General features: G+C 63.0%; 14 protein-coding genes. 1 reads left to right on the top strand and 13 read right to left on the bottom strand.

All coding sequences use genetic code 11. The annotated features are described in order from the left end of the window. Positions 1–71: 71 nt before the first annotated feature. The 9 genes from IC608_RS02065 to IC608_RS02025 form a co-directional block, all read right to left on the bottom strand. Positions 72–1,346 (bottom strand): phosphoadenylyl-sulfate reductase, encoded by a 1,275-nt coding sequence (locus IC608_RS02065; protein ID WP_191772366.1) that lies wholly within the window; start codon positions 1,344–1,346, stop codon positions 72–74. Next, positions 1,333–2,991 (bottom strand): nitrite/sulfite reductase, encoded by a 1,659-nt coding sequence (locus IC608_RS02060; RefSeq protein ID WP_191772365.1) that lies wholly within the window; start codon positions 2,989–2,991, stop codon positions 1,333–1,335. The genes IC608_RS02065 and IC608_RS02060 overlap by 14 nt, the downstream gene beginning before the upstream one ends. Further along, positions 2,978–3,301: a DUF2849 domain-containing protein gene (locus tag IC608_RS02055; RefSeq protein WP_248306148.1), complete on the bottom strand. Its 324-nt coding sequence runs from the start codon at positions 3,299–3,301 to the stop codon at positions 2,978–2,980. Before IC608_RS02055 ends, IC608_RS02060 begins: the two co-directional genes overlap by 14 nt. Before the next feature lie 2 nt (positions 3,302–3,303). Beyond that, on the bottom strand, positions 3,304–4,680 hold the full coding sequence (cysG, locus tag IC608_RS02050; protein WP_191772364.1) for a siroheme synthase CysG: 1,377 nt from the start codon (positions 4,678–4,680) through the stop codon (positions 3,304–3,306). A gap of 174 nt (positions 4,681–4,854) precedes the next feature. Then, complete coding sequence (locus IC608_RS02045) at positions 4,855–5,175, bottom strand: 2Fe-2S iron-sulfur cluster-binding protein (protein ID WP_191772363.1); 321 nt, start codon at positions 5,173–5,175, stop codon at positions 4,855–4,857. 15 nt (positions 5,176–5,190) lie between these two features. Beyond that, a complete protein-coding gene (locus tag IC608_RS02040; protein ID WP_191772362.1) occupies positions 5,191–6,357 on the bottom strand; it encodes a class I SAM-dependent methyltransferase in 1,167 nt (388 codons plus the stop codon). Continuing rightward, positions 6,354–7,955, bottom strand: a complete 1,602-nt coding sequence (locus IC608_RS02035; RefSeq protein ID WP_191772361.1) for a peptide chain release factor 3 — start codon at positions 7,953–7,955, stop codon at positions 6,354–6,356. The genes IC608_RS02040 and IC608_RS02035 overlap by 4 nt, the downstream gene beginning before the upstream one ends. Positions 7,956–8,060: 105 nt before the next feature. Beyond that, positions 8,061–8,900, bottom strand: a complete 840-nt coding sequence (locus tag IC608_RS02030) for an EAL domain-containing protein (RefSeq protein WP_191772360.1) — start codon at positions 8,898–8,900, stop codon at positions 8,061–8,063. Positions 8,901–8,903: 3 nt separating this feature from the next. Continuing rightward, entirely contained in the window at positions 8,904–9,299 is a 396-nt protein-coding gene (locus IC608_RS02025; protein WP_191772359.1) for an Hpt domain-containing protein, read from the bottom strand. A 364-nt stretch (positions 9,300–9,663) separates the two neighbouring features. Here IC608_RS02025 and IC608_RS02020 point away from each other — a divergent pair, with 364 nt between their 5' ends. After that, positions 9,664–15,618: an apolipoprotein A-IV repeat region-like domain-containing protein gene (locus tag IC608_RS02020; protein WP_191772358.1), complete on the top strand. Its 5,955-nt coding sequence runs from the start codon at positions 9,664–9,666 to the stop codon at positions 15,616–15,618. Between the two features lie 265 nt (positions 15,619–15,883). Here IC608_RS02020 and IC608_RS02015 read toward each other — a convergent pair whose 3' ends face one another. The 4 genes from IC608_RS02015 to acs all read right to left on the bottom strand — a co-directional run bounded on the left by IC608_RS02015 (position 15,884) and on the right by acs (position 21,256). After that, on the bottom strand, positions 15,884–17,074 hold the full coding sequence (locus tag IC608_RS02015) for an MFS transporter (protein ID WP_191772357.1): 1,191 nt from the start codon (positions 17,072–17,074) through the stop codon (positions 15,884–15,886). A 94-nt stretch (positions 17,075–17,168) separates the two neighbouring features. After that, positions 17,169–17,972, bottom strand: a complete 804-nt coding sequence (locus IC608_RS02010) for a UDP-2,3-diacylglucosamine diphosphatase (RefSeq protein ID WP_191772356.1) — start codon at positions 17,970–17,972, stop codon at positions 17,169–17,171. 89 nt (positions 17,973–18,061) lie between these two features. Continuing rightward, positions 18,062–19,144, bottom strand: a complete 1,083-nt coding sequence (locus IC608_RS02005; protein ID WP_191772355.1) for a glycoside hydrolase family 3 protein — start codon at positions 19,142–19,144, stop codon at positions 18,062–18,064. Positions 19,145–19,303: 159 nt separating this feature from the next. After that, the gene (gene acs, locus IC608_RS02000; RefSeq protein WP_191772354.1) at positions 19,304–21,256 is read right to left on the bottom strand and encodes an acetate--CoA ligase; all 1,953 of its coding nucleotides are present in this window, start codon (positions 21,254–21,256) and stop codon (positions 19,304–19,306) included. Between the last annotated feature and the right edge of the window lie 109 nt (positions 21,257–21,365).

Raw genomic sequence — 21,365 nt, 5'->3', positions numbered from 1 at the left:
TGTTTAGGTTTGGCGGGCTCCAGGCGTCTGGACACCACAGCCGTCTCTGGCGATAGCCGTGCTCCAGTACCTCAGGAGACGCGGCGAAGGAAGGGTCGCGTCCCCAATGGCACCTCTCTCAGACCAACGGGCTGATAGAAAAGTGCCATCTCCGGAAGGTGGTTCTCGAGAAGCGCCCGGCGCGTTGGTTCGTGTGTGACCACCAGGGCATCGAAGCCACAGCGCTGCATGTGCGGGATCTGGTCCTGCAGCACGTCCCCCACGGCGCGAAGTTCGCCCTTGAAACCAAAGCGCTCCCGCAACAGCCGGGCGGTCGAGTAGCCACGCCCATCGGTGAAGGCGGGGAAAGACACGGCGATCGACGCGAAACGTCCGAGATTCTCTGCGACCGCTTCCACGGCATCGCCCGGAGCGACCAGAAGACCAAGCGGATGCGGGTTGGCCAGGAACGCCTCGCGGTACGCCAGGAAAACTGCAACCGGGACGTGCGTGTAGCGGGCGTCACCCGGGTCGGTTCCCTCGACCCAACCCTTGAAGGGGTCGACGATGAAGGCACCATCCTTCCACAGCGCGTGTTGCTTGGCAGCGCTCATCGGCGAAGCGATGGCTCCACTGAAGTCGTAATGGATGCCGCATTCCTTCTTGTTGAAGCCCCGCCAGCGGCCGGAACGGGGATCTTCCCCTTCGGCCACGATCGAGGTGCATGGGGCACACCCGATCGACTTGTAGCCTTTCCCGTAGAGCGGATGCTCGGGCAAATCGTGCGCCCGCCTGTAGGCCGCGACGTCCTCGTCTGAAAAATAGGCGAGCGGGTTGACCTTAATCCGATCGTCGCTGGTCAGCTCGAAATGCGGCAGAACGCCCCGCTCCCGTGTCTGGTAGCGCTTGCGACCCGTGACCCAGCCGCCATACTGCGCTGTGATCGGCTCAAGCGGATCGGTCTTACGGATGAAGCAGCACGAATCCGGATCGGTCTCCCACAGGTCACCATTGGGGTCGAACCGCGCCAGGTCTTTCGGGTCGGGGTGGACCGCATGGACATGCAGCAGGCCGAGATGGCTCTTGAGCCGCTCGACATAGGCCAGCGTCTCAGGGAAGTGCTTGCCGGTTTCAAGAAAATACACCGCCATCGACGGATCGACCTGCGCAACCATGTGCAACAGCACCGCAGAGTCCGCACCGAATGACGAGACGATGGCCAGATCGCCCGGCAACACATCGCTCACCGCGTAGCGAAGGACACCAAGGGCGTCCATCTCGTCGAACATGCCGTTGAGCGCCAGGATTCCCAATGCCTTGAGCTTCTCATGAGCCTGCTGCGCCGGGAGAGCGTTAGACCGTGCCATAGAGGGCCTCCTTGAAAGGAGCGTCGCCGAGCCTGCGGTAGGCAGCGACAAAAGTTTCTTCGGGCGAGAGGCGCTGTGCGATGTAGACATCCACCAGCTTCTCGATGGCCTGGGGTACGGCGTCAGCCTCAAAGCCGGGACCCAGAATTTTGCCCACAGAAGCGAATTCCGTCGCATCGCCACCCAAGGTGATCTGGTAGAGCTCGCCGCCCTTCTTTTCGACGCCGAGTATGCCGATGTGGCCCACATGGTGATGACCACAGGCGTTGATGCAGCCCGAGATCTTGATCTTGAGCTCTCCGATCTCCTTTTGTCGCTCGGGCGCGGCAAAAGCCTTGCTGATCTCCTGGGCGATGGGGATCGAGCGAGCGTTCGCCAGGGCACAGAAATCCAGCCCGGGGCAGCAGATCATGTCGGTGATGAGGTTGTTGTTCCCCTCCGCAAGACCTGCGGACACCAGTGCATCGTAGACTTCACGTAGTTCAGCCACGGCGACGTGGGGTAGCACGAGGTTCTGCTCGTGGGTCACGCGCAACTCGTCATAGGAGTAGCGTTCAGCAAGGTCTGCGACCGCCTCCATCTGTGCGTCCGTAGCATCCCCCGGTGCGCCACCGATGGGTTTGAGGGAGATCGTCACGGACGCGTAGCCGCGAACGCGGTGCGCATGGAGGTTGTTGTCGAGCCAGCGGCCGTACGCGGGATCGACAATGGACTGATAGGCCACGTCCACAGTGTCACCAGCGCGGTCCGCAAAAGCCGGCGGTGCAAAATACTCTGTGATCCGATGAAGTTCTTCCTGCGGCAGTGTCAGCACGCCGCCGCGCACCTCTGCGAACTCGGCCTCGACCTGCCCCTTGATGCTCTCCAGTCCCTCCTCATGCACGAGGATCTTGATGCGCGCCTTGAACTTGTTGTCCCGCCGCCCATAGCGGTTGTAGACCCGCATGATGCTTTCGAGATAGGCGAGCAAGTGCTCATTGGGCACGAAGCTATTGATCAGCTTGGCGATCATCGGCGTGCGCCCGAGGCCGCCACCAACCCACACTTCCCAGCCGATTTCACCGGCACCATTCACCGCCGCCTGCAGCCCAATGTCATGGAAGCGGATCGCCGCCCGGTCGTTCGGAGACCCCGTCATGCCGATCTTGAACTTGCGCGGAAGGTAAGAAAATTCTGGGTGCAGACTCGACCACTGACGGATGATTTCCGCCACCGGTCGAGGGTCGATGATCTCGTCGGCCGCTGCTCCGGCGAACTGGTCCGTCGTGACGTTCCGTATGCAGTTGCCCGAGGTCTGGATCGAGTGCATCTCGACGCTGCCCAACTCCTCCAGGATCACCGGCACATCCTTGAGCCGGGGCCAGTTGAACTGAATATTCTGCCGGGTCGTGAAGTGGCCGTAGCCACGATCATAGGTCCGCGCAATATGAGCGAGCTTGCGCAACTGGCGCGAGTTCATGGTGCCATAGGGCACCGCGATGCGCAGCATATAGGCGTGCAACTGCAGATAGAGCCCGTTCATCAGCCTGAGCGGTCGGAACTGGTCCTCGCTGAGCTCTCCCGAAAGCCGGCGACGCACCTGATCGGCAAATTGTGCGGTGCGGCCTGCAACGAAGGCCGCGTCGAACTCATCATATCGATACATGACCGTCTTCACCTAAAACCTGGCGTCCGTAGGCCGCGCCGTGGAGAGACAACGGCGCTGTAGGACCGGCCGAGCGGATGCGTTCACGCAGGCGCTTGGGCACGAGGCGCCCCTCGACCTGCTCGACATCTTCAATCTCGATGCTGACGATGCGGCCAGTCGCCTTGCTCGCGGCAATTGCTGCATCACGGGCCACCGCTTCGTCTTTGGAAAACACGCGGGCAGACTGCAACTCGGCCACCCACCGGCCCGTGGCATCGAGGTAGACGGCAGCGCCAGACGTAAGTTCATTGCCAGCTAGAATCTGCATGGTCAGGCCACCTCGGCATGAGAAGGGGTAAGATCGGCAGCAAGTGTCTCGGACCAATCGCCGTGGGACACAGCGCGGCCGACCAGAATAACAGCAGGCCCATCCGGGAACGACACCGACCCACGCGAAAGCCCGCCGAGCGTACCGGAAAAGCACCGCCTGTCCGGCCTGCCCGCATTGACGACGATGCCTAATGGGAGGTCTGGAGCAGCCCCATGCGCGATGAGGCGCGACGCGGTTTCCGCGGCTATGGACTTTGCCATGTAAAGGGCCAGCGTCAGGCCCGAACGGGCCAGTCCTGCCCAATGAGCCAGTTCGCCATCGTCGGCGCCGTGAGCGGTGGCCAGGACGAAGCCGCTGGAGACCTTCCGCAGGGTAACCGGGGTGGCGGTGTCCGCCGCCGCGGCCAGGGCAGCGCTAACGCCGGGGACAATCTCATAAGCCAGCCCCGCCTTGCGGAGTGCCGCGATCTCCTCGCCCGCACGCCCGAAGACCATGGGGTCACCCGCCTTGAGGCGCGCCACCTTCTTCCCCTCGGCCGCCAGCCGCACAATCAGCGTATTGATCTGCGCCTGGCTGAAAGAGTGGTGCCCTTTCGCCTTGCCCACGCAAATTTGCTCAGCGTCACGCCGGCCCATCTCAACGACCGCCACGGGGACCAGTTGATCATGCACGATGACATCGGCCTGCTGCAGCAGCCGCTGCGCCCGCAGGGTCAGGAGATCTTCCGCACCAGGGCCGGCACCGATAAGCCAGACCACGCCCTGCCCAGCCCCGCGCGCCACATGCTCCTCGAGAAGGTGCTCGGCCTCGCTCGTGTCCAGAGATGGACGTGTCACGAGGTCCTCATAGAAGCGCCGGCGGGCGGCGCCATCGTGAATCACGGTCTCAACTTTTTGCCGCAAGCTGCCAGCCAGACCCGCGATCTTTCCGAACGCAGGCGGCAGCATAGCCTCTATTCGAGCACGGACTAGGCGGGCGAGGACGGGCGCAGCCCCTTCGGTGGAAATGGCGACGGTCAGCGGCGCCCGGTCGACGATCGAGGGGGTGTAGAAATCGCACTCGGAAGGCACATCGACGACATTGAGCGGGATGCCGAGCCGCCGCGCCTCCGATTTGGCGAGTTTCGCGTCGGCACCCTCCTCCGCGACGAAGACCAGTGCCGCTCCGGCAATGTCACCGGCGGCCAAGGCGCGCTCATGCACGACCACCGGAAACGGGGAAAAGTCAGCTTCCACACGCCGGCTGATGATCTCGATCGAGGCAGTGGTCTTCGAAACGAGACGAGCCTTGTTCAGGGCTTCATCTGCGCCACCGACGATGATGACGCGCTTGCCTTGAACCTTGTAGCTCAACGGAAATGTGTTGAGGGAGCCCATTGGTCGCCTTTACCGAAGTTGGCGCAAAATAGGCCAATATCGAGCTTGGCAACAAGCTACTGAGATTCAATAGCTTTTTTATTTCCCTCCAGATGAGGGCCTTAGAACAGGCTGGCGCAGAGGGTCAGCGCTCAGCGAAAAGAATCTGCCTCGACAAGCGTACGAAAAACGCTCCTACCCTTGTCGCGTCGGCACATGAACCACGAGGCCATCCAACTCGTCCCGCACCTTGATCTGGCAGGACAGCCGGCTGTTGTCGCGGACCTCGAACGCGAAATCGAGCATGTCTTCCTCCATATTGGAGGGTCCGCCGACCGTCTCGCGCCAGGCATCGTCGACATAGACGTGACAGGTGGCACAGGTGCAGGCCCCGCCGCACTCTGCAACAATGCCCGGCACGCCGTTCATGATCGCCGTCTCCATGACGGTAGAGCCGTTTTCGCCCTCGGTCTCGATGCGTTCGCCATTCGGGGTGACATAGGTGATCTTGGTCATGAGGTTCTCTGGTCGCTAGCTGTCGAGCAGGTCTTCTAGGTAATGCCGGTCGATGCCGAACAGCGCTTTGGCGCTGGCGATGCGGTCGAGCACCTCGTTACGAGGAGCCGCCCGTCCCTTCTGGGCAACGATGAGGTTGTTCTTTGGCGTGTGCGCATCCGAGACGAATTCGAACACCTTTGTCCGATAGCCATTCGCCTCCAGCAAAAGGGCACGCAGGCCGTCCGTCACCATCTCCGCCTGCTTTTCCATGAACGTTCCGTGACGCACCAAAAAGTCGAGGCGTTGGTCGGCGCTGCCCGCCTCCATCTGCCGCCGCACCTGCTTGTGGCAGCATGGCGCCACGGCGATGAGGTCGGCCCCGGCCTTGATGCCAGTGTAAATGGCGTCATCCGTAGCCGTATCGCAGGCGTGAAGGGCAATGACAGCATCGGCTCGGGTGGCGTCATAAGACAGGATTGAGCCGGCGGCGAAAGACAAGCCATCAAAGCCGCTCTGCCTCGCCAGCGCATTGCCATCGGCCACCAGTTGCGGACGCAGTTCGACACCAACGATTTCCACTTCTTGGCCATTTGCCTGCAGGTGGTCGTAAAGCGCGAAGTCGAGATAGCCCTTGCCGGCTCCCATATCCAAGACCCGCGGCACCGGCGCCTTCAGCGCCTGAATCAGGGGCGCAAAGATTTCCACCATCTTGTTGATCTGGCGGAACTTGTCCTGACTGACGGCAAGAACCTTGCCGTCCGCACCAGTGATACCCAACGCCTTTAGCCATGGCGCCGAGGTCTCGTTCAAGGCGCGAGCCTTGGCCCGATCGTGCCCCGTTGTCGGTGCGGCGCGCATCGTCTCCGACCGCTTGAGGCGAACCGTGTCGTTCTGCCTCTCCAACTGCAGATCGAAACTCGTCGTTTCCAGCCGCGCGCTGCGGAAGTTCTGCGCAAGCTCTGTCCGGAACAGCGCGAAAGCCTCGTCCATGGTGATGTTCTTGGTGACATCCCGGGTACGGTATCGCCACACTAGGCTCAGCCGCTCGCCGGCCTTGATCGTGACCTTGCGGCCTTCAACAGACTTGAGCTCCGCCTCCGGGCCTGCATAGGCACCGCATTTGAGCCGCGTCAGAGTGCCGTCGATGAAGGCCGTCTGCACCGCGACCAGGAATTCCTCGATGCGGTCGAGCGCGCTCAATGGCGTTCCTTGGTGGTGAGGAAGCGGATTTTGGGCCAATCCTGCTTGGCCCGATCCGCCCACCAGCTGTTCTGGGCGAGAAAGACGGGCGCACCCGCCCGGTCTTCCGCCATATTGGTTTTCTGGGCGGCGATGAAGCGCTTGAGTTCCTCAGGGTCATCGCTCTCGACCCAGCGCGCCACCTCGAATCCCAAAGGTTCGAAGGCGATGGGGACGCCATATTCCTTGGCGACGCGGCTGGCCAAGACCTCGAGCTGCAATTGGCCGACCACGCCGACGATCCAGTCCGAGCCCATCATGCGCCGGAAGACCTGGGTCACCCCCTCTTCCGAGAGATCCGACAGTGCCTTGGCCATCTGCTTGGTCTTCATATGATCTGTGAGGCGCACGCGACGGATGATTTCCGGCGCGAAATTCGGAATGCCCGTGACGTTGATGTTGGCGCCCTCGGTCAGCGTGTCGCCCACCGACAAGGTCCCATGATTGGGGATGCCCACGATGTCTCCTGCGACGGCCTCTTCGGCCAGTTCGCGGTTGTTGCCGAAGAAGAACATCGGGTTGGAGACGGCCATGTCTTTGCCGGAGCGCACGTTCTTCAAGCGCATGCCGCGCGTGAAGGTTCCCGAGCAAAGCCGCACGAAGGCAATACGGTCGCGGTGGTTGGCGTCCATGTTGGCCTGCACCTTGAACACGAACCCGGAGACCTTCTTCTCGTCGGGCGCAATTGGGCTCGGTAGGGCGGGCTGCGGCCGCGGTTCCGGTCCCCAGTCCCCCAGGGCCCGCAGCAACTCGGCCACGCTGATGCCCTTGAGCGCCGAGCCAAACAGCACCGGGCTCAGATGGCCCTGCTGGAACGTCTCGAGGTCGAACTCCGGCAACATGGCCCGCGCCATTTCGAGCGTTTCCAGGGCCGTCAGAAAAGTGGGATTGTCCACCAGTTCCTGGACATCGAGCAGGTCGTCGAGAGCTTCGAACTCGGCGATTGGCTTGCCCAGCGGGTTGAGCACGCGCTTTTCCACAAGGTCGATGTAGCCGCCAAAATCGACGCCCTGCCCGATCGGCCAAAGCGCCGGTGTCAGGTCCAGCGCCAGCTTGTCCTGGATCTCGTCAATCAGGTCGAGCGGCGCCAGCCCTTCCCGATCGATCTTGTTGATGAAGGTGATGATGGGAATATCGCGCAGGCGACAGACCTCGAAGAGCTTGAGGGTCTGGCTCTCGATACCCTTGGCGGCGTCGATGACCATGATGGCGGCGTCCACCGCCGTCAGGGTTCGATACGTATCCTCGGAAAAGTCCGAGTGACCTGGGGTATCGAGCAGGTTCAGCGTCAGCCCGTCATATTCAAAAGTCATCACCGACGAGGTGATGGAGATGCCGCGCTGCTGCTCCATCTCCATCCAGTCGGAACGGGTCGAACGGGTCCCCGATTTTCCGCGCACCATGCCTGCCTGCTGGATAGCCCCGGCGGCCGCGAGCAGGCGCTCGGTCAGCGTGGTCTTGCCCGCGTCCGGGTGAGAGATGATTGCGAAGGTCCGACGCAGGCGGAACGGTTCGGCGGTCGGCCGAGGTAAACCCTCGGCGGCGGTGGTAAAGGTCATGGAACTGCTGAGCATCTGGGCCTGCGCCCATGGGCGCGTCTGTTGCTCGCTATATAGGGAGTGTGTGGGTGTCGGTCAAACCGGCGAACAAGCAGGCGCCTGCGGCTAGCCTGTACGGCTGGCCGATGCCTGGGAAGTATCCATCGAGACCGCGGCCGGTTTGGTCTCGAACTTGGCGGGAAGGAGCGCGGGCCGCCCAAGTCCATAACCTTGGAAATAATGCGCGCCGACATCCGTAGCGAGCGCCAGATGATCCCTCGTTTCGATGCCTTCCACCAGCACCGGCACACCATCGGCATGGAACGTGTCGACCATACGGCGCAACAGGCGCTGCCGCGCCGCATCGCCAGCCAGCTCCCTGAATAATGCCCCGTCCAGCTTCACCAGATTCGGGCGCAGTGCCCGGTAGCGCACGACGCCGGAATTCCCGGTCCCGTAGTCATCCAGAGCAATCATGCACCCGGCCTCCCGCAGCATGTCGCAGAGGCTCTTCAGCGTAGCTTCTCCCATGGCTCGGGTTTCAAGGACTTCGCAGACCAGGTGCGATGGCGTCAGACCATACTTGTCAAGAATGCTGAACATGAACCGGAATTCACGCTCAACCACCTCAATGGTCTCGTAGATGGCGGGGTTGACGTTGATGAACAGTTTGCGGTTGCGGGGCCTGCCCTGCCGGTAGTTTCGCAGATGCAGGGCCCGGCACATGCACTCGACGAACAGACGATCGCCGCTGTCGACTGCACTGAAGAAGTCCACCGGGGCAAGCGCTACACCCTCGCGAAATGGCCGCACCAGACCTTCGAAGCCGAAGAGGTCGAATTGCCCTGCGCTAAGCTCATAGACCGGCTGGTAGGCGCTTTGAAGGCGGAAGGGGCCATAGCTGCCAACATGAAGTCCGGCCGCGGAAGTCTCGATGGCATCGGAAACATATTGCGGCCGTTGCATGTCCTAGGGCTCGATTGGTTGCCGGGCCAGAAGCGTTGCGATGTAACCCCGCACCTCTTCCACTGCCATCCCCAGATCATCGATCCGCTCGGGCGCTATGGGCCGGTGAGCGAGCAACTCCGTTTCCAGGTCCTTGGCGAGATCGGCCACGGAAAAGGCGCCAACACCGGATGAGGCCCCTTTGATCGAGTGCAGGTTGAGCAGCAGGTCATCCACCGTCAGCGCCAGCCGCAGCCGCTCCAGATAAGTTGCCACGGTAGCGTCGTACATGCGCAGAATTTCGATCTCGAGGTTCTCGTCCCCCAGGCACTGTCCCGCCAGATGCACCAGGTCGATCGGCCGTACGTCCCGCTGCTCGGTCCCGGGGACAAACGCTTCGACGGCTGCGCGCTGCGCCATGATGATCAAACTCCTTAACGCTGCGGTACTCAGACGCTCATTCGGTCCATCCGCATGACCAGCCTAGAACCGCCACGTGAACAGGTGATTAAGCCACATCTTTGCCTTTCTTCCCTCGTTTCTGAGCTCCGGATTCCCGGTTGAAAAATTAACCTTTAGGTAAGAAACCGTTCGGTTTGCATAAAATTGAATGTAAGAGTGGGGTCTGAACCTGCGTTCGGCGGCGCCGGTTCGGGGGGAATGGTACGAGGCATTTGCATCGAATTGTTCCGGTTCAGCCATCGGCCCGGCAACGGGTCGACAGGCATATACTCCCCAGTTCCGCCTTGCCGCCCCTAGTGCCGATGCGAGAGTTGTAAAGAGTATGGCCCAGAACCCGACCCCCCAGAACGATCCGGCCGCCCTGGCCTTTTCTGCCGTCGAGGACGCTCTCAAGGATTCTGTGTTCAATCTCGACAAGCCTGCTCAGGAGACCGAGGCAAAGCCGGAGAAAAAGGCCAGCGATGCGGGCCGCTCCGAGCGCCTCCGCGCTGCGGACAAGATCGCCCAGCAGGCCGGCACTGTTGCTAACGACGACAAGATTTCCGCCTCGCGGCTCCTTTACAGTTTGCAGAGCCGGTCCTCGCGCGCCCCGATCTGGATCGCAGTAGCCCTCTCTGTCGTATGGCTTGCCGCTTCCGGCTCAGTTGCCTGGCTGCGGTTCGGTTCACAGGCCACCGATCTTGGCACCTTCCTGGGGTCGATCGAGTTTATCGCCGTACTCGCCATCATGGTGGTGCCGGTGATCGCATTCTTCGCCGCGGCCACGTTCTTCCGGCGTGCAGCAGAGCTGCGCAACGCCGCCTCCTCCATCACGCAGGCGGCCATCCGCCTTGCCGAACCCGAAGTCACCGCGGCCGACAAGGTCGCCTCGGTGGGCCAGGCCGTTCGGCGCGAGGTCAATGCATTGGGCGACGGGCTGGAACGCGCCCTGTCGCGCGCTGGCGAACTCGAGGTGATGATCCACAACGAGGTCAACGCACTCGAGCGGACCTACTCTGACAACGAATCGCGCATGCGGGCGCTGATTGCTGAGCTGGCCAGTCAGCGCGAAAGCGTCCTCACCAACACCGAGCGCGTGCGCGAGGCGATTACGGAGAGCCATACCGGGCTGATCTTCGATCTCGACATGATCAGCCAGCGCATCGCCGGCACCATCGTCGACAGCGGCGGCAACCTGACGCGCGCGCTGGAAACGGCCGGCAATACGCTCAACACGGGCTTCAACGAACGAGCCGAGAGTTTCGTCAGCCTGGTCGACAACCGGACCACCGACTTCATGTCGGCGTTGGACGAAAGCTCGCGCCGCCTCACACTGGGCTTTGATGACCAAACCGGCGCCATGACGCGCGCCCTGGATGAGCGCGCAGAAGCCCTCAATGCCGGCGTGGAGAACCGCATATCGGCCCTGACCGAGGCGCTTGACGCGCATGCGAGCTCAATCACCGGCGTCATTGATCAGCGTACGCAACAGATTTCCGACCGCACGCAGGCCCTTACCGGCTCGTTCGAAGAGCGCTCGCTCGACATCGCGACGCTCATCGAGTCCCGCACGCGGGAGCTGGCAACGGCGCTCGACGAGCGCACCGCCGGCTTTGCCAACCTTCTTACTGATGGCGGCTCATCTCTGCTCGACCAGTTGCGGCTGCGCGGAGACGAGGTGTCGACAAACCTGGAGGCCATCGGCAACCGTCTGTCGGCCGACTTCTCCGGCCGCGCCGGCGATGCTGAGGCCCTGCTTTCGGCGTTGAGCCGCCAGCTGGACGAAACCGTCTCCATTCAGATCAATTCGCTTGATAGCCGGCTGCAGTCAGCCATCATCGAGATCAACGGCGCCCTCGATGACACCTCCGAGCGCGCGCGCCTGACCTTGACGTCGGCTGGCCAGGAGTCCCTCACCCAGTTCGATTCGCGCATCAGCGAGATCGCCGGCGTTCTCGATGAAAAGCTGCGAGCCCTCGACGGGGTCGTTGGCGATCGGGGCGAGGCCCTCATCGCTCGTCTGGAAAATCAGGGCACCACATTTGCCGCCCGCGCCAACGTGCTCGAAATGGCCCTGAACGAGGAATCGGGCCGTTTCAACGATATCGTTGGAGAACGGACACGCGAAATGAGCGAAGTCCTGGGCGCCAAGACCAAGGCCGTTACAGAAGGTCTTGCCAACCGGACTCGCGAGATGTCGGATGCGCTGGACGGGCACGCGGAGGTCATTGCAGAGGCCCTCGACACCCGCGCCGGCCGCTTCAACGAAATCCTCACCCAGCGCATCAGCGAGCTCGACGAAAATCTCGGGCACCGCGCAGAGAACCTGGAGCAGACGCTGTCCGGGCGCGCGATCGAGATCATTCAGTCGCTGTCGAGCCGCAGCGGCCAGCTGGACCAAGCCCTCGCCAACCGCGTCAGCCAGCTCGATGCAACGATTTCCGGGCGCGGCAGCGAGATCGCAGAAGCCCTCGCCAATGGCACGGCGTCCCTGGAGCAGACCTTTGCCGGCCGCAGCGAAGAAATCGCCCGTTCGATCGCCTCCGGCACGGAAGCGCTCAATGGCGCCCTCTCGGGCCACACCGACGAGATCGCCCAGGCGCTGGCCGTAGGCAATCACGCTCTCGAACAGACCTTGTCTGGCCGCACCGCCGAGATTTCCCAGGCGTTGGCCGCAGGCAACTACGCCCTTGAGCAGACGCTTTCCGGTCGAAGCGAGGAAATCGGGCAAACGCTCGCGGTCAACACGCGTGCCATCGAAGACGCGCTTTCCGGTCGCAGCGAAGAGATCGCGCAGGCTCTGGCAACCGGCAACTTTGCTCTCGAGCAGACGCTTTCCGGTCGCAGCGAGGAAATCGCGCAGGCCCTGGCAACCGGAGCGGAAACGCTCAACCAGACATTGTCCGGCCGCGGCGCTGAACTGGTCGACGCCATTCGCGTCCAGTCCCAGGAACTGAGCGAAACGCTCAGCACCAGCACGCGCACCCTTGACCAGGCGCTCGCGGGCCGCACGCAGCGGCTTGCCGAAACGCTTTCCGAACGAAGCGCTGCCCTGGCAATGGACCTGGATGGTCGCACGGCCACTCTCGGCGAGCAGATCGATGCCCGAAGCTCCGCATTGGCTGAGCAGATCGACGCGCGAACAGCGGCCTTTGCCGACCAGATCGACTCGCGTACGGGCATGCTGGCAGACCGCATAGCGGCCAGTCAGGGCGAATTCACCGACGCGCTGGACGAGCGCACGCAACAATTGGCCGCCGCCGTCGGCTCGCGCACCCTCCAGCTCAACGAAGCGCTATCGGCGCGTACGACTGCGCTCTCCGACACCCTCGCCACGCACACCACGTCAATCGGCGAAACCATCAGCCTGCATACGGCCGAACTGGCCGAGACCATCGACCAGCACGGCCAAACGGCGCGGATTGGTCTCGAGAACTCGCTGCACATGCTCAGCGACACCATGGACAAGCGCCTGGGCGACATCACCCTGGCGGTCGACGGGAAGGTCGCGCAGGTCAACCAGAGCCTTGGCGAAGGTCTCGACATGGCCATGATCCGGTTCGACGACGCCGAGCGCAGCATGACGGCCCGCATCGAGGCCGCCAGCACCAGTGTGGGCGACAGCGCCCGCCAGGCGGCGGATTTGATCGAGAGCGGTGTCAACGCCGCCCGCACCGCCATCACCGACATGGTGGACAACCGCCTGGGGACGCTGCCGGAGGCCATCACCGCCCGCGCCGACATCGCCGCCGAACGCTTGGCTGCCCTCAACGCCACCATCAACACTTCGATCACCCAGTCCATGGCCGATCTGGAGGCCGGCGCGGATCGGATCGAGGAGACCCTTTCGACCCGGATCGCCTCGGCCAGTCACGCCATCGCCGACGACGTCGCCCAGACGGCGAACCACATGGACAGCGCCGTCCGCAGCGCCCTTGAGCAGATCCGTGCGGCCGCCGGCAGCATCGATCAACTCGTGTCGGTACAGGCCGTTGGCGCTGCCGACGCCATCGAGAGCCGCCTGCACGAAATCAATCGCTCGGTGGAGGAGCACACCTCAACCTTTGCCGAACTGGTCAACAGCAAGTCGGACCAGTTGCAGTCGGCCCTGCTCAGCCACGGCAATATCCTGCGTGATGCCTTGGCCGAAAATGCCCGCGAGGCCGAGGAGATCATGTCGGTGTCGACAGGACGTATCCTCACCGACGTCACGTCCGCGCTCAACAAGCTGAACGACTCAAACCTCCTCCTGCAGCGAGTGTTGGATGCGTCGACCTCCAATCTCGCCACCCTCGAGAACAGCGTCGCCGAACAGACGGCCAATTACTCGGCAACCATGCGCGAGGCTATGGGCCAGACCGAGCAGGCGGGCGCCATGGTTACTCAGCATGTGGGGGCGCTGCAGAACACCATCCGCGCCATGGTCCACGAGTTCGGCTCCATCCTCGGCAGCCTCGACGCCGAGGCGGCCGGCCTTCGACAGGTGTCGCAGACGCTGGAAACCAGCAGCGGCACCGCGCTCGAAACGCTCGACGAACGCCGCAATGCCATGGAAGCGTTGGCGCAGACCTTTGCGTCGCGCGCCGATGACATTGAAGGCCGGATGCGGATTTTCGCGCAGTCGATCGCCGATACGGTCAACGACACCGAACGCCGCCTGATCGGCGCCCGCCGGGCCATGGACGAGGCACTAGAAGCCACGTCCAGCTCGGTCACTGACACGCTGGCCCAGACCACGAACACGATCACGCAGGCACTGGAGTCCACAACCGGCGACGTCAACAACGCGCTCTACGCCACCAACGAACGCTTCACGCAGGCTCTGAGCAGCAATGCCGAGCAGATGGACAACGTGGTTCAGCGTGCCGCAGAAGCCGCGGCGGCCGCCCTGAACCGCACGTCGCTCTCCGTGCGGGCTGCGTTGCATGAGCAATCCGAACAGGTCAGCGGCGCTCTCGAGGACAATGCCGCCAAGGTCAGCGAAACACTCGCCTCCACCGCCGGCAGCGTCACAGATGTCCTGACCTCCACAACGAGCACCCTGTCCGACACAATCAGCGATTCAACGACGTCGGTTCGGAATGCCATCGCATCCAACTCGAGCTATCTGCGTCGTGCCCTCGACGACAGCACCGGGCAGGTCCGCCAGGCGCTGGAAGAGACGACAGGCGATGTCACGGGCCGTCTCGGTGAGTTCCACGAAGCTGCCGGCACGGAAGGACGCCGCGCCAGCCATGCGCTCCAGGAGGTTCAGCAGCGCATGGTCATCGAGATGCAGCGGGCGATCGAAGAGGCCACGCACCGCTTCGCAGAGACGGCTCGCGCCATGCGCGAAACCGCCCGCGAGGTCGGCACGGAGCTCGAAGCAACGCGGGCCGAACTGGCGCGCGGGGTCAACGAACTACCCGAGGAAACGCGCGCCAGCGCCGCCGCGATGCGTCGCGTGGTCGCCGAGCAGATCGAGGCACTTTCAGAGCTCAACGCGATTCTCCGCTCACAGCCCGCCAGCCACGACCTGACCGACCGCCGGGCTCTTCAGCGCCCGGCGCGGCAGGCGGAAGCTCCATCGTATCAGCCGGCACAACGGCAGCCGGAAGCACCGGCATACCAACCGCCGCGGCAAGCCGAGCAACGCCAGCCCGAGCAGGCCCGTCAGCCGGAGCCGGCACGTCAGCCCGAGCCGATGCGGCAGACCTATCGTGAGCCGCCGGCGCAGGGTCTTGTCGACCCGTTCCGGGCCCGCCCGGCAGCGCCAGTGGAACAGGCCGCGCAGCAGATCGTGGACATCCCCGCTCAGGCCACAGCGCCGGTCACCGCACCGGCCCCCACCCCCGCTCCTGCCGCCACCCCTGCCGCTGAAGCACCAGCCACCAAACCGGCTGAGGCACCGGTGGCAAACACAGGTGGCTGGCTGCGGGACGTTCTGCGCAACGCATCAGCCAAGCAGGCTGGCGCGCAGGCAACCGGACTTTCTGGTCTCACCGAGGAAATTGCGCGCGCCATCGACGATGCCGCGCTCGCGGAGGCCTGGAACAGGTATCAGGCTGGCGAGTCCAACGTGTTTTCGCGCCGGATTTACTCGCTGACCGGTCAGGGCACCTATGACGAAGTCCGCAAGCGTCTGCAACGCGATCCAGACTTCGCGCGCACGGCACAGGCCTACATGAGCGAGTTCGAGCAATTGCTCAAGCGCGCTGCGGCAGGGGCGCGACCGGCAGCGGAGACGCGAGAGCATCTCCTGTCCGACAGGGGAAAGGTGTATACAACCCTCGCCCACGCCAGCGGCCGCCTCGGCTGACCAGCATCGAAGAAGACAAGGCCCCGGTTGTTCCGGGGCCTTTTTCTTGCGCCTTTGGCGTTAGTTGACTTCTGCTTGACGGACGAGGGCCGACACCTCACCAACCGGCCTATTGTCCGACCGAGACCCAGGTGCAGCAGTGCGGAGCCAGTCCACATTGCGACATGTCCGCCACAGGCACCAGATACCTCGCTGAACATCTGCGGGTCGAGCAGAGGACACTCACCTCTGCACACAGCGGCAGAGTGCTCTCAACCAGCGCCTGTTAGCGCAGCGTATCCTTGGGTGGCCGCAACTTGAGCGACAGCAGCACACACCCAATCGCCAGGATCGAGGTGAGCGTCGAGTAGAAGAAGGCATAGGGTCCGAAGAATTCGACGAGCACGCCGAACACGATGAGAGCCAGCATGGCTGCGCCCTGATTGAGCATGTTGGCGAAGCCCTGGGCCTCAGCCGCATTGGCCTCGTTCGTCCAATTGGCGATGAAGTGGACGACGCCGAAATAGCCCATGCCGAAGCTGAAGGCGTGCAGCGTCTGGATCACGAACAGTACCTGGACAGGCGGATTGAAGGCCATCGCGGTGAAGCGGACAAGACCCGCAAGGGTCGCAACGAGAATCATGTTTCGCGCAGTTACCCTCCTGCCAAAGCGCCGCCAGACAAACATGAGTATCGCCTCGCCCACGGCGGCGATGCCGAGCAGTGGCCCAAGAAAGTATCCGGGTATCCCGTTCTCGTGCCACAGGAGGGCGCCGAAGCCGCCGATGAGGGCGTTGCTCGAATTGACCAACGCGAAGGCCAGGAGCGGCAGCACGAACCACAGCTGCAGCGAGTCCTTCAGCCTGCTTCGTTCGGCCGGCATGACTTCGGCGAGTGTCACCTTCGGGGCCGGCGCCCTGAAGCGCGGCAGCAGATAGCTCAAGGCCGCCCTCAGCACGGTCATCAGCAGGTAGAGCGTGACAAATGCCGCTGATCCCCAGACGGCCAGCAAGGCGCCGATGCCGGCCGCGCCAAACACGTAGCCCACCGTCGCCCAGGCCCGCACGGCGCCGAAGTCAGTACCATTACGTCGCGTCATCCGCACCGTCGCCGCATCGATGACCGGCGCGACGAGCCCATTGCTGGTGGCGCACAGTGCCCACACCAGCAGCACGCCCCAGAATTCGGACACGAAGTAGAGGCCCAGCGGCGCAACCGCCGATGCCATCGAGATAAAGATCAGGGCGGTCCGCCAATCATCGGCGCGGTCAGCAACGCGCCCGACGATGATGTTGAGAAGCAGCAGGCCCAGCGTCGGCAAGGCATTGATAATGCCGATCTGGTCCGCCGGCACGCCGTGCTCGCTGAGCCAAATTCCCAGAAATACGGAAGCCACCGCGCCGGGGAGATAAACAGTGAACTGAAAAATGGAAGCGCGCAGCTCGGGCGAATCCCGGCGCGAAAGTGGCGGTGCCATGGAAACTAGACTCCGGGCACGAAACGGCGGCCCGGGCCTCTTGGTGCATCCGATGCGCCAGCAAAGCAAGTCTCAATTGCAGGGCGAATTCGGGCTATTGCGACGTTGCAGCTTTCTTCGGCCGCAGCCGTCTCACCTCCCCCGTCACCATTTCGGTCCACTTGATCAGCTCGAAGCTGCCGTCGAAATTCTCGACAATGGCGGTGCAGCTTTCGACCCAATCGCCGGTATTGATATAGTGGATACCCGTCCGGTCGTGCATGTCGGCAAAGTGGATGTGCCCGCAGATGACGCCATCGACGCCCGACTGCTTGGCCTCGTACACCAGCGCCTCTTCGAACCGGCCGATAACGGAAACTGCGTTCTTGACCTTCTGTTTCGCCCAGGCGCTGAGCGACCAGTACTGCAGGCCAAGCCGGCGCCGAACCCAATTGATGGCGATATTGACGCGCAGCGCGAAATTGTAGGCCCAATCTCCCACATGGGCGAGCCATTTTGCGTTCATCACCACCACGTCGAACTGGTCCCCGTGGATGACCAGGTATGTCTTCCCGGTGGCTGTGACGTGGACCGTGCGGTCGACCAGCTCTATCTCGCCGAAATACGTGCCGAGGTACTCCCGCAGGAACTCGTCGTGGTTCCCCGGCAAATAGATCATCCTCGCGCCGGCTGTTGCCTTGTCCAACAGCAACTGCAGGATCACATTGTACTCGCTGGGCCAATACCAGTTCTTGGCCAGCCGCCAGCCATCCACAATGTCACCGATGAGGTAAATGGTCTCGGCATCGTGGGTGCGCAGAAATTCGATCAACTGCGCTGCGCGCATCGGCTTCATGCCCAGGTGCACGTCGGACAGGAACATGGCCCGGACCCGCCGGGCCTCCCGCTCATCCGCCATTCAACGCCGTCCTCCGTCTGAGCCTGCGCTTATCTTACCGCGTTGTGAGGACCGAGGAAACAAAACCTGTTGCAAAGGCGGGGAAAAGCTCAGCGGAGGCGCTTCTTGAGAGCGACGATCCGCTCGTAGCTCTGCTCGATCCGGGCAGCAAAGGCGGGATCTGCTTCGGCCGTCTTGACGAGAATATCACGCACCTCGTCCGCCAGGCCGGGGCGTTGGTAGGCGGTGTTGGAAAAAAGCAGCACGTCCGTCCCGGCACGCACACCGTCTTTCACTGTCTCTTCCAGGGTGTAGTGGTCGCGGATGGCACCCATTTCCAGATCGTCGCTGATCACCACGCCATCAAAGCCGAGTTCGCCCCGCAAGACACCCTCGATCCAGCGGGCAGACAATGACGACGGCGTCTGTTCATCGCCGTCCGTGTAGTCGGCATGAAAGAGATGCCCAACCATCACCATGTCGACCTCGCCGTCTGCGATCAGTTTCTTGTAGGGCTCGAGTTCGGTCGGCGACCAGGTCTTGGTAATATCGACAAAACCTTCGTGGCTGTCGGCGGTGGACGAACCGTGCCCGGGGAAATGCTTGAGGGCCGTAACCAGGCCAGCGTCGCGATGCGCTTCGACAAAAGCCTCGTCATAGGCCGCGACGACCTCCGGATCGGCAGAAAAAGACCGGCCGAACTTGGCGATTACTTGGTTCTTCGGGTTGACGTTGAGATCGGCAACAGGCCCGAAGTTCACGGTAAACCCGACATCGGCGATACCCCGCGCCATTCTGGCGTAAATTGCTTCCGCCTGATCCGGTGTGTTGTTGGCCGCAATAGAGGCTGCGTTGGGAATTTCTTCAAAACCCACTTCCTTGGTCAGCCGCTCCACCGCACCGCCCTCCTGGTCAAGCGTGAGGAAGGGAAGAAGATCCGGCGACGCGGCTCGGAAGATGGCGTTCATTTTCCGCACCGCGTCCAGCGACTTGACGTTGGTCTTGAGGTACATGACGCCGCCCAGCCGGCCCGCCTCGATTTCCCCAGCGAGAGCCTGGACACTTTTATCGTCGACGTCATCGCCCTGAAACCCGACCACTATCATTTGCCCGGCCATCTGCTCGAGAGTGGCTGCGTAAGCGGGTGCCGAGGAGAGAAGGGCGAGTGTGGCAACAAGGAGGGTGCGGCGCAAAAGGCGATTCCTGTCGTTGGTGTGGATGCCGCACCTTGACCGCCCATTCACGGCAAGACGATGGTGACGGCGGCGCTCAAGGGCTGAATCTTGGCAGATTGCCCTGGCTCGCCGCCATCGGATGGCGATGGCGGGAACTGTGCGCTCCCGCCATTCAAGTTACGCCGGCTTGTTCTGCCGGTTGGCGATCAGGTCATCCACCACGCCCGGATCGGCCAAGGTGGACGTGTCGCCCAGCGAACCGAAGTCGTTTTCGGCGACCTTGCGCAGGATGCGGCGCATGATCTTGCCCGAGCGGGTCTTGGGCAGGCCGGGCGCCCACTGGATATGGTCGGGCGATGCGATCGGGCCGATCTCCTTGCGGACCCAGCTCCGCAACTCGGCCCGCAACTCGTCGCTGCTCTGTTCGCCGGCCATCAGGGTGACGTAGCAGTAGATGCCCTGCCCCTTCAGATCGTGCGGGTACCCGACGACGGCTGCCTCGGACACTTTCGGATGGGCAACCAGCGCGCTTTCGATCTCGGCGGTACCCAGCCGGTGGCCGGACACATTCAGCACATCGTCGACGCGGCCGGTGATCCAGTAGTAGCCGTCCTCATCGCGCCGGCAGCCGTCGCCGGTGAAGTAGTAGCCCTTGTAGGTCTCGAAATAGGTCGAAACGAACCGCCCGTGGTCACCCCAGATGGTGCGGGCCTGGCCGGGCCAGCTATCGGCAATGGCGAGAACACCTTCGGCCTTGGTCTGCTCCTGCAGCTTGCCCTCGGGCGAGAGGACCACCGGTTGCACGCCGTAGAAGGGCTTGGTGGCCGAGCCCGGCTTGGTGGGAATGGCGCCCGGGAACGGCGCGATCATGTGGCCGCCGGTCTCGGTCTGCCACCAGGCGTCGACGATGCCGCAGCGGCCCTTGCCGACCTTGTTGTAGTACCACATCCACGCTTCGGGATTGATCGGCTCGCCCACCGTGCCGAGGAGGCGCAGCGAGGGCATGTCGTACTTCTCGGCGTATTCGGCCCCGGCCCCCATCAGCGCGCGGATTGCCGTGGGCGCGGTGTGGAAGATGTTGACCTTGTGCCGCTCGACCACCTGCCAGAAGCGGCTCGCATCCGGCCAAGACGGTATGCCTTCGAACATCAGCGTCGTGGCGCCGTTGGCCAGCGGGCCATAGACGATATAGCTGTGACCGGTGACCCAGCCGACGTCGGCCGTGCACCAAAACACTTCGCCCTTCCTGTAGTCGAAGCTCAATTCGTGGGTAGCGGCAACATAAGTAAGATATCCGCCCTGGGTGTGCAGCACACCCTTGGGCTTGCCGGTCGAGCCGGAGGTGTAGAGGATGAAGAGCGGATCCTCGGCATTCATCGGCTCGGGATCATGGAACGGCTCAACCCCGGCCGCGGCCTCATGCCACCAGATGTCGCGCGAGCCCTTCATCGGCACGTCGGCGCCGGTGTTGTGCACCACCAGCACCTTCTGCACGCCCGGACAATCGTCGAGCGCCTTGTCGACATTGGCCTTGAGGGGAATGGTCTTGCCACCACGGCGCCCTTCGTCGGCGGTGATGACAACGGCGGAGTCGCAGTCGTTGATGCGGCCGGCCAGGGCATCGGGAGAAAAGCCGCCGAAGACAACGGAGTGGACGGCACCGACCCGCGCGCAGGCGAGCATCGCGTAGGCGGCCTGCGGGATCATCGGCATGTAGATGGTGACGCGGTCACCCTTGCGAACGCCGAGCGACTTGAGGACGTTGGCGCAGCGGCATACCTTTTCGTGCAGCGTGCGGTAGGTGATGTACTCGGCCTCGTCGGCCGGATTGTCCGGCTCCCAGATGATGGCGACGTCGTCGCCGCGCTCGGCCAGGTGCCGGTCGATGCAATTGGCGGCGACGTTGAGCACCCCGTCCTCGAACCATTTGATCGAGACATCCGGGTAGGCAAAGCTGGTGTTCTTGATGCGAGATGGAAAGGTCATCCAGTCCAGGCGCTTCGCCTGCTCCGCCCAGAACCCGTCCGGATCCTTGATCGAACGCTCATACTGGGCGGCATATTGCTCTGCCGTAGTGTGAGTCTGCGCAACAGCGGCCGCGCTTGGCTGGAAAATGAGCTGGTCGCTCATCGGCTTCCTCCCTTATCTCTCCCGAGACCTGTTCTAATGTTGGGGCACCGGGGCGGCAAGGCCTACTAGGCCGCACCCCGACCCTATTTGAGCAACCTCCTATGCCACG

Source organism: Devosia oryzisoli, from assembly GCF_014837245.1.
Lineage (GTDB): Bacteria > Pseudomonadota > Alphaproteobacteria > Rhizobiales > Devosiaceae > Devosia > Devosia oryzisoli.
This window is presented reverse-complemented; position numbering and strand designations above follow the sequence as displayed.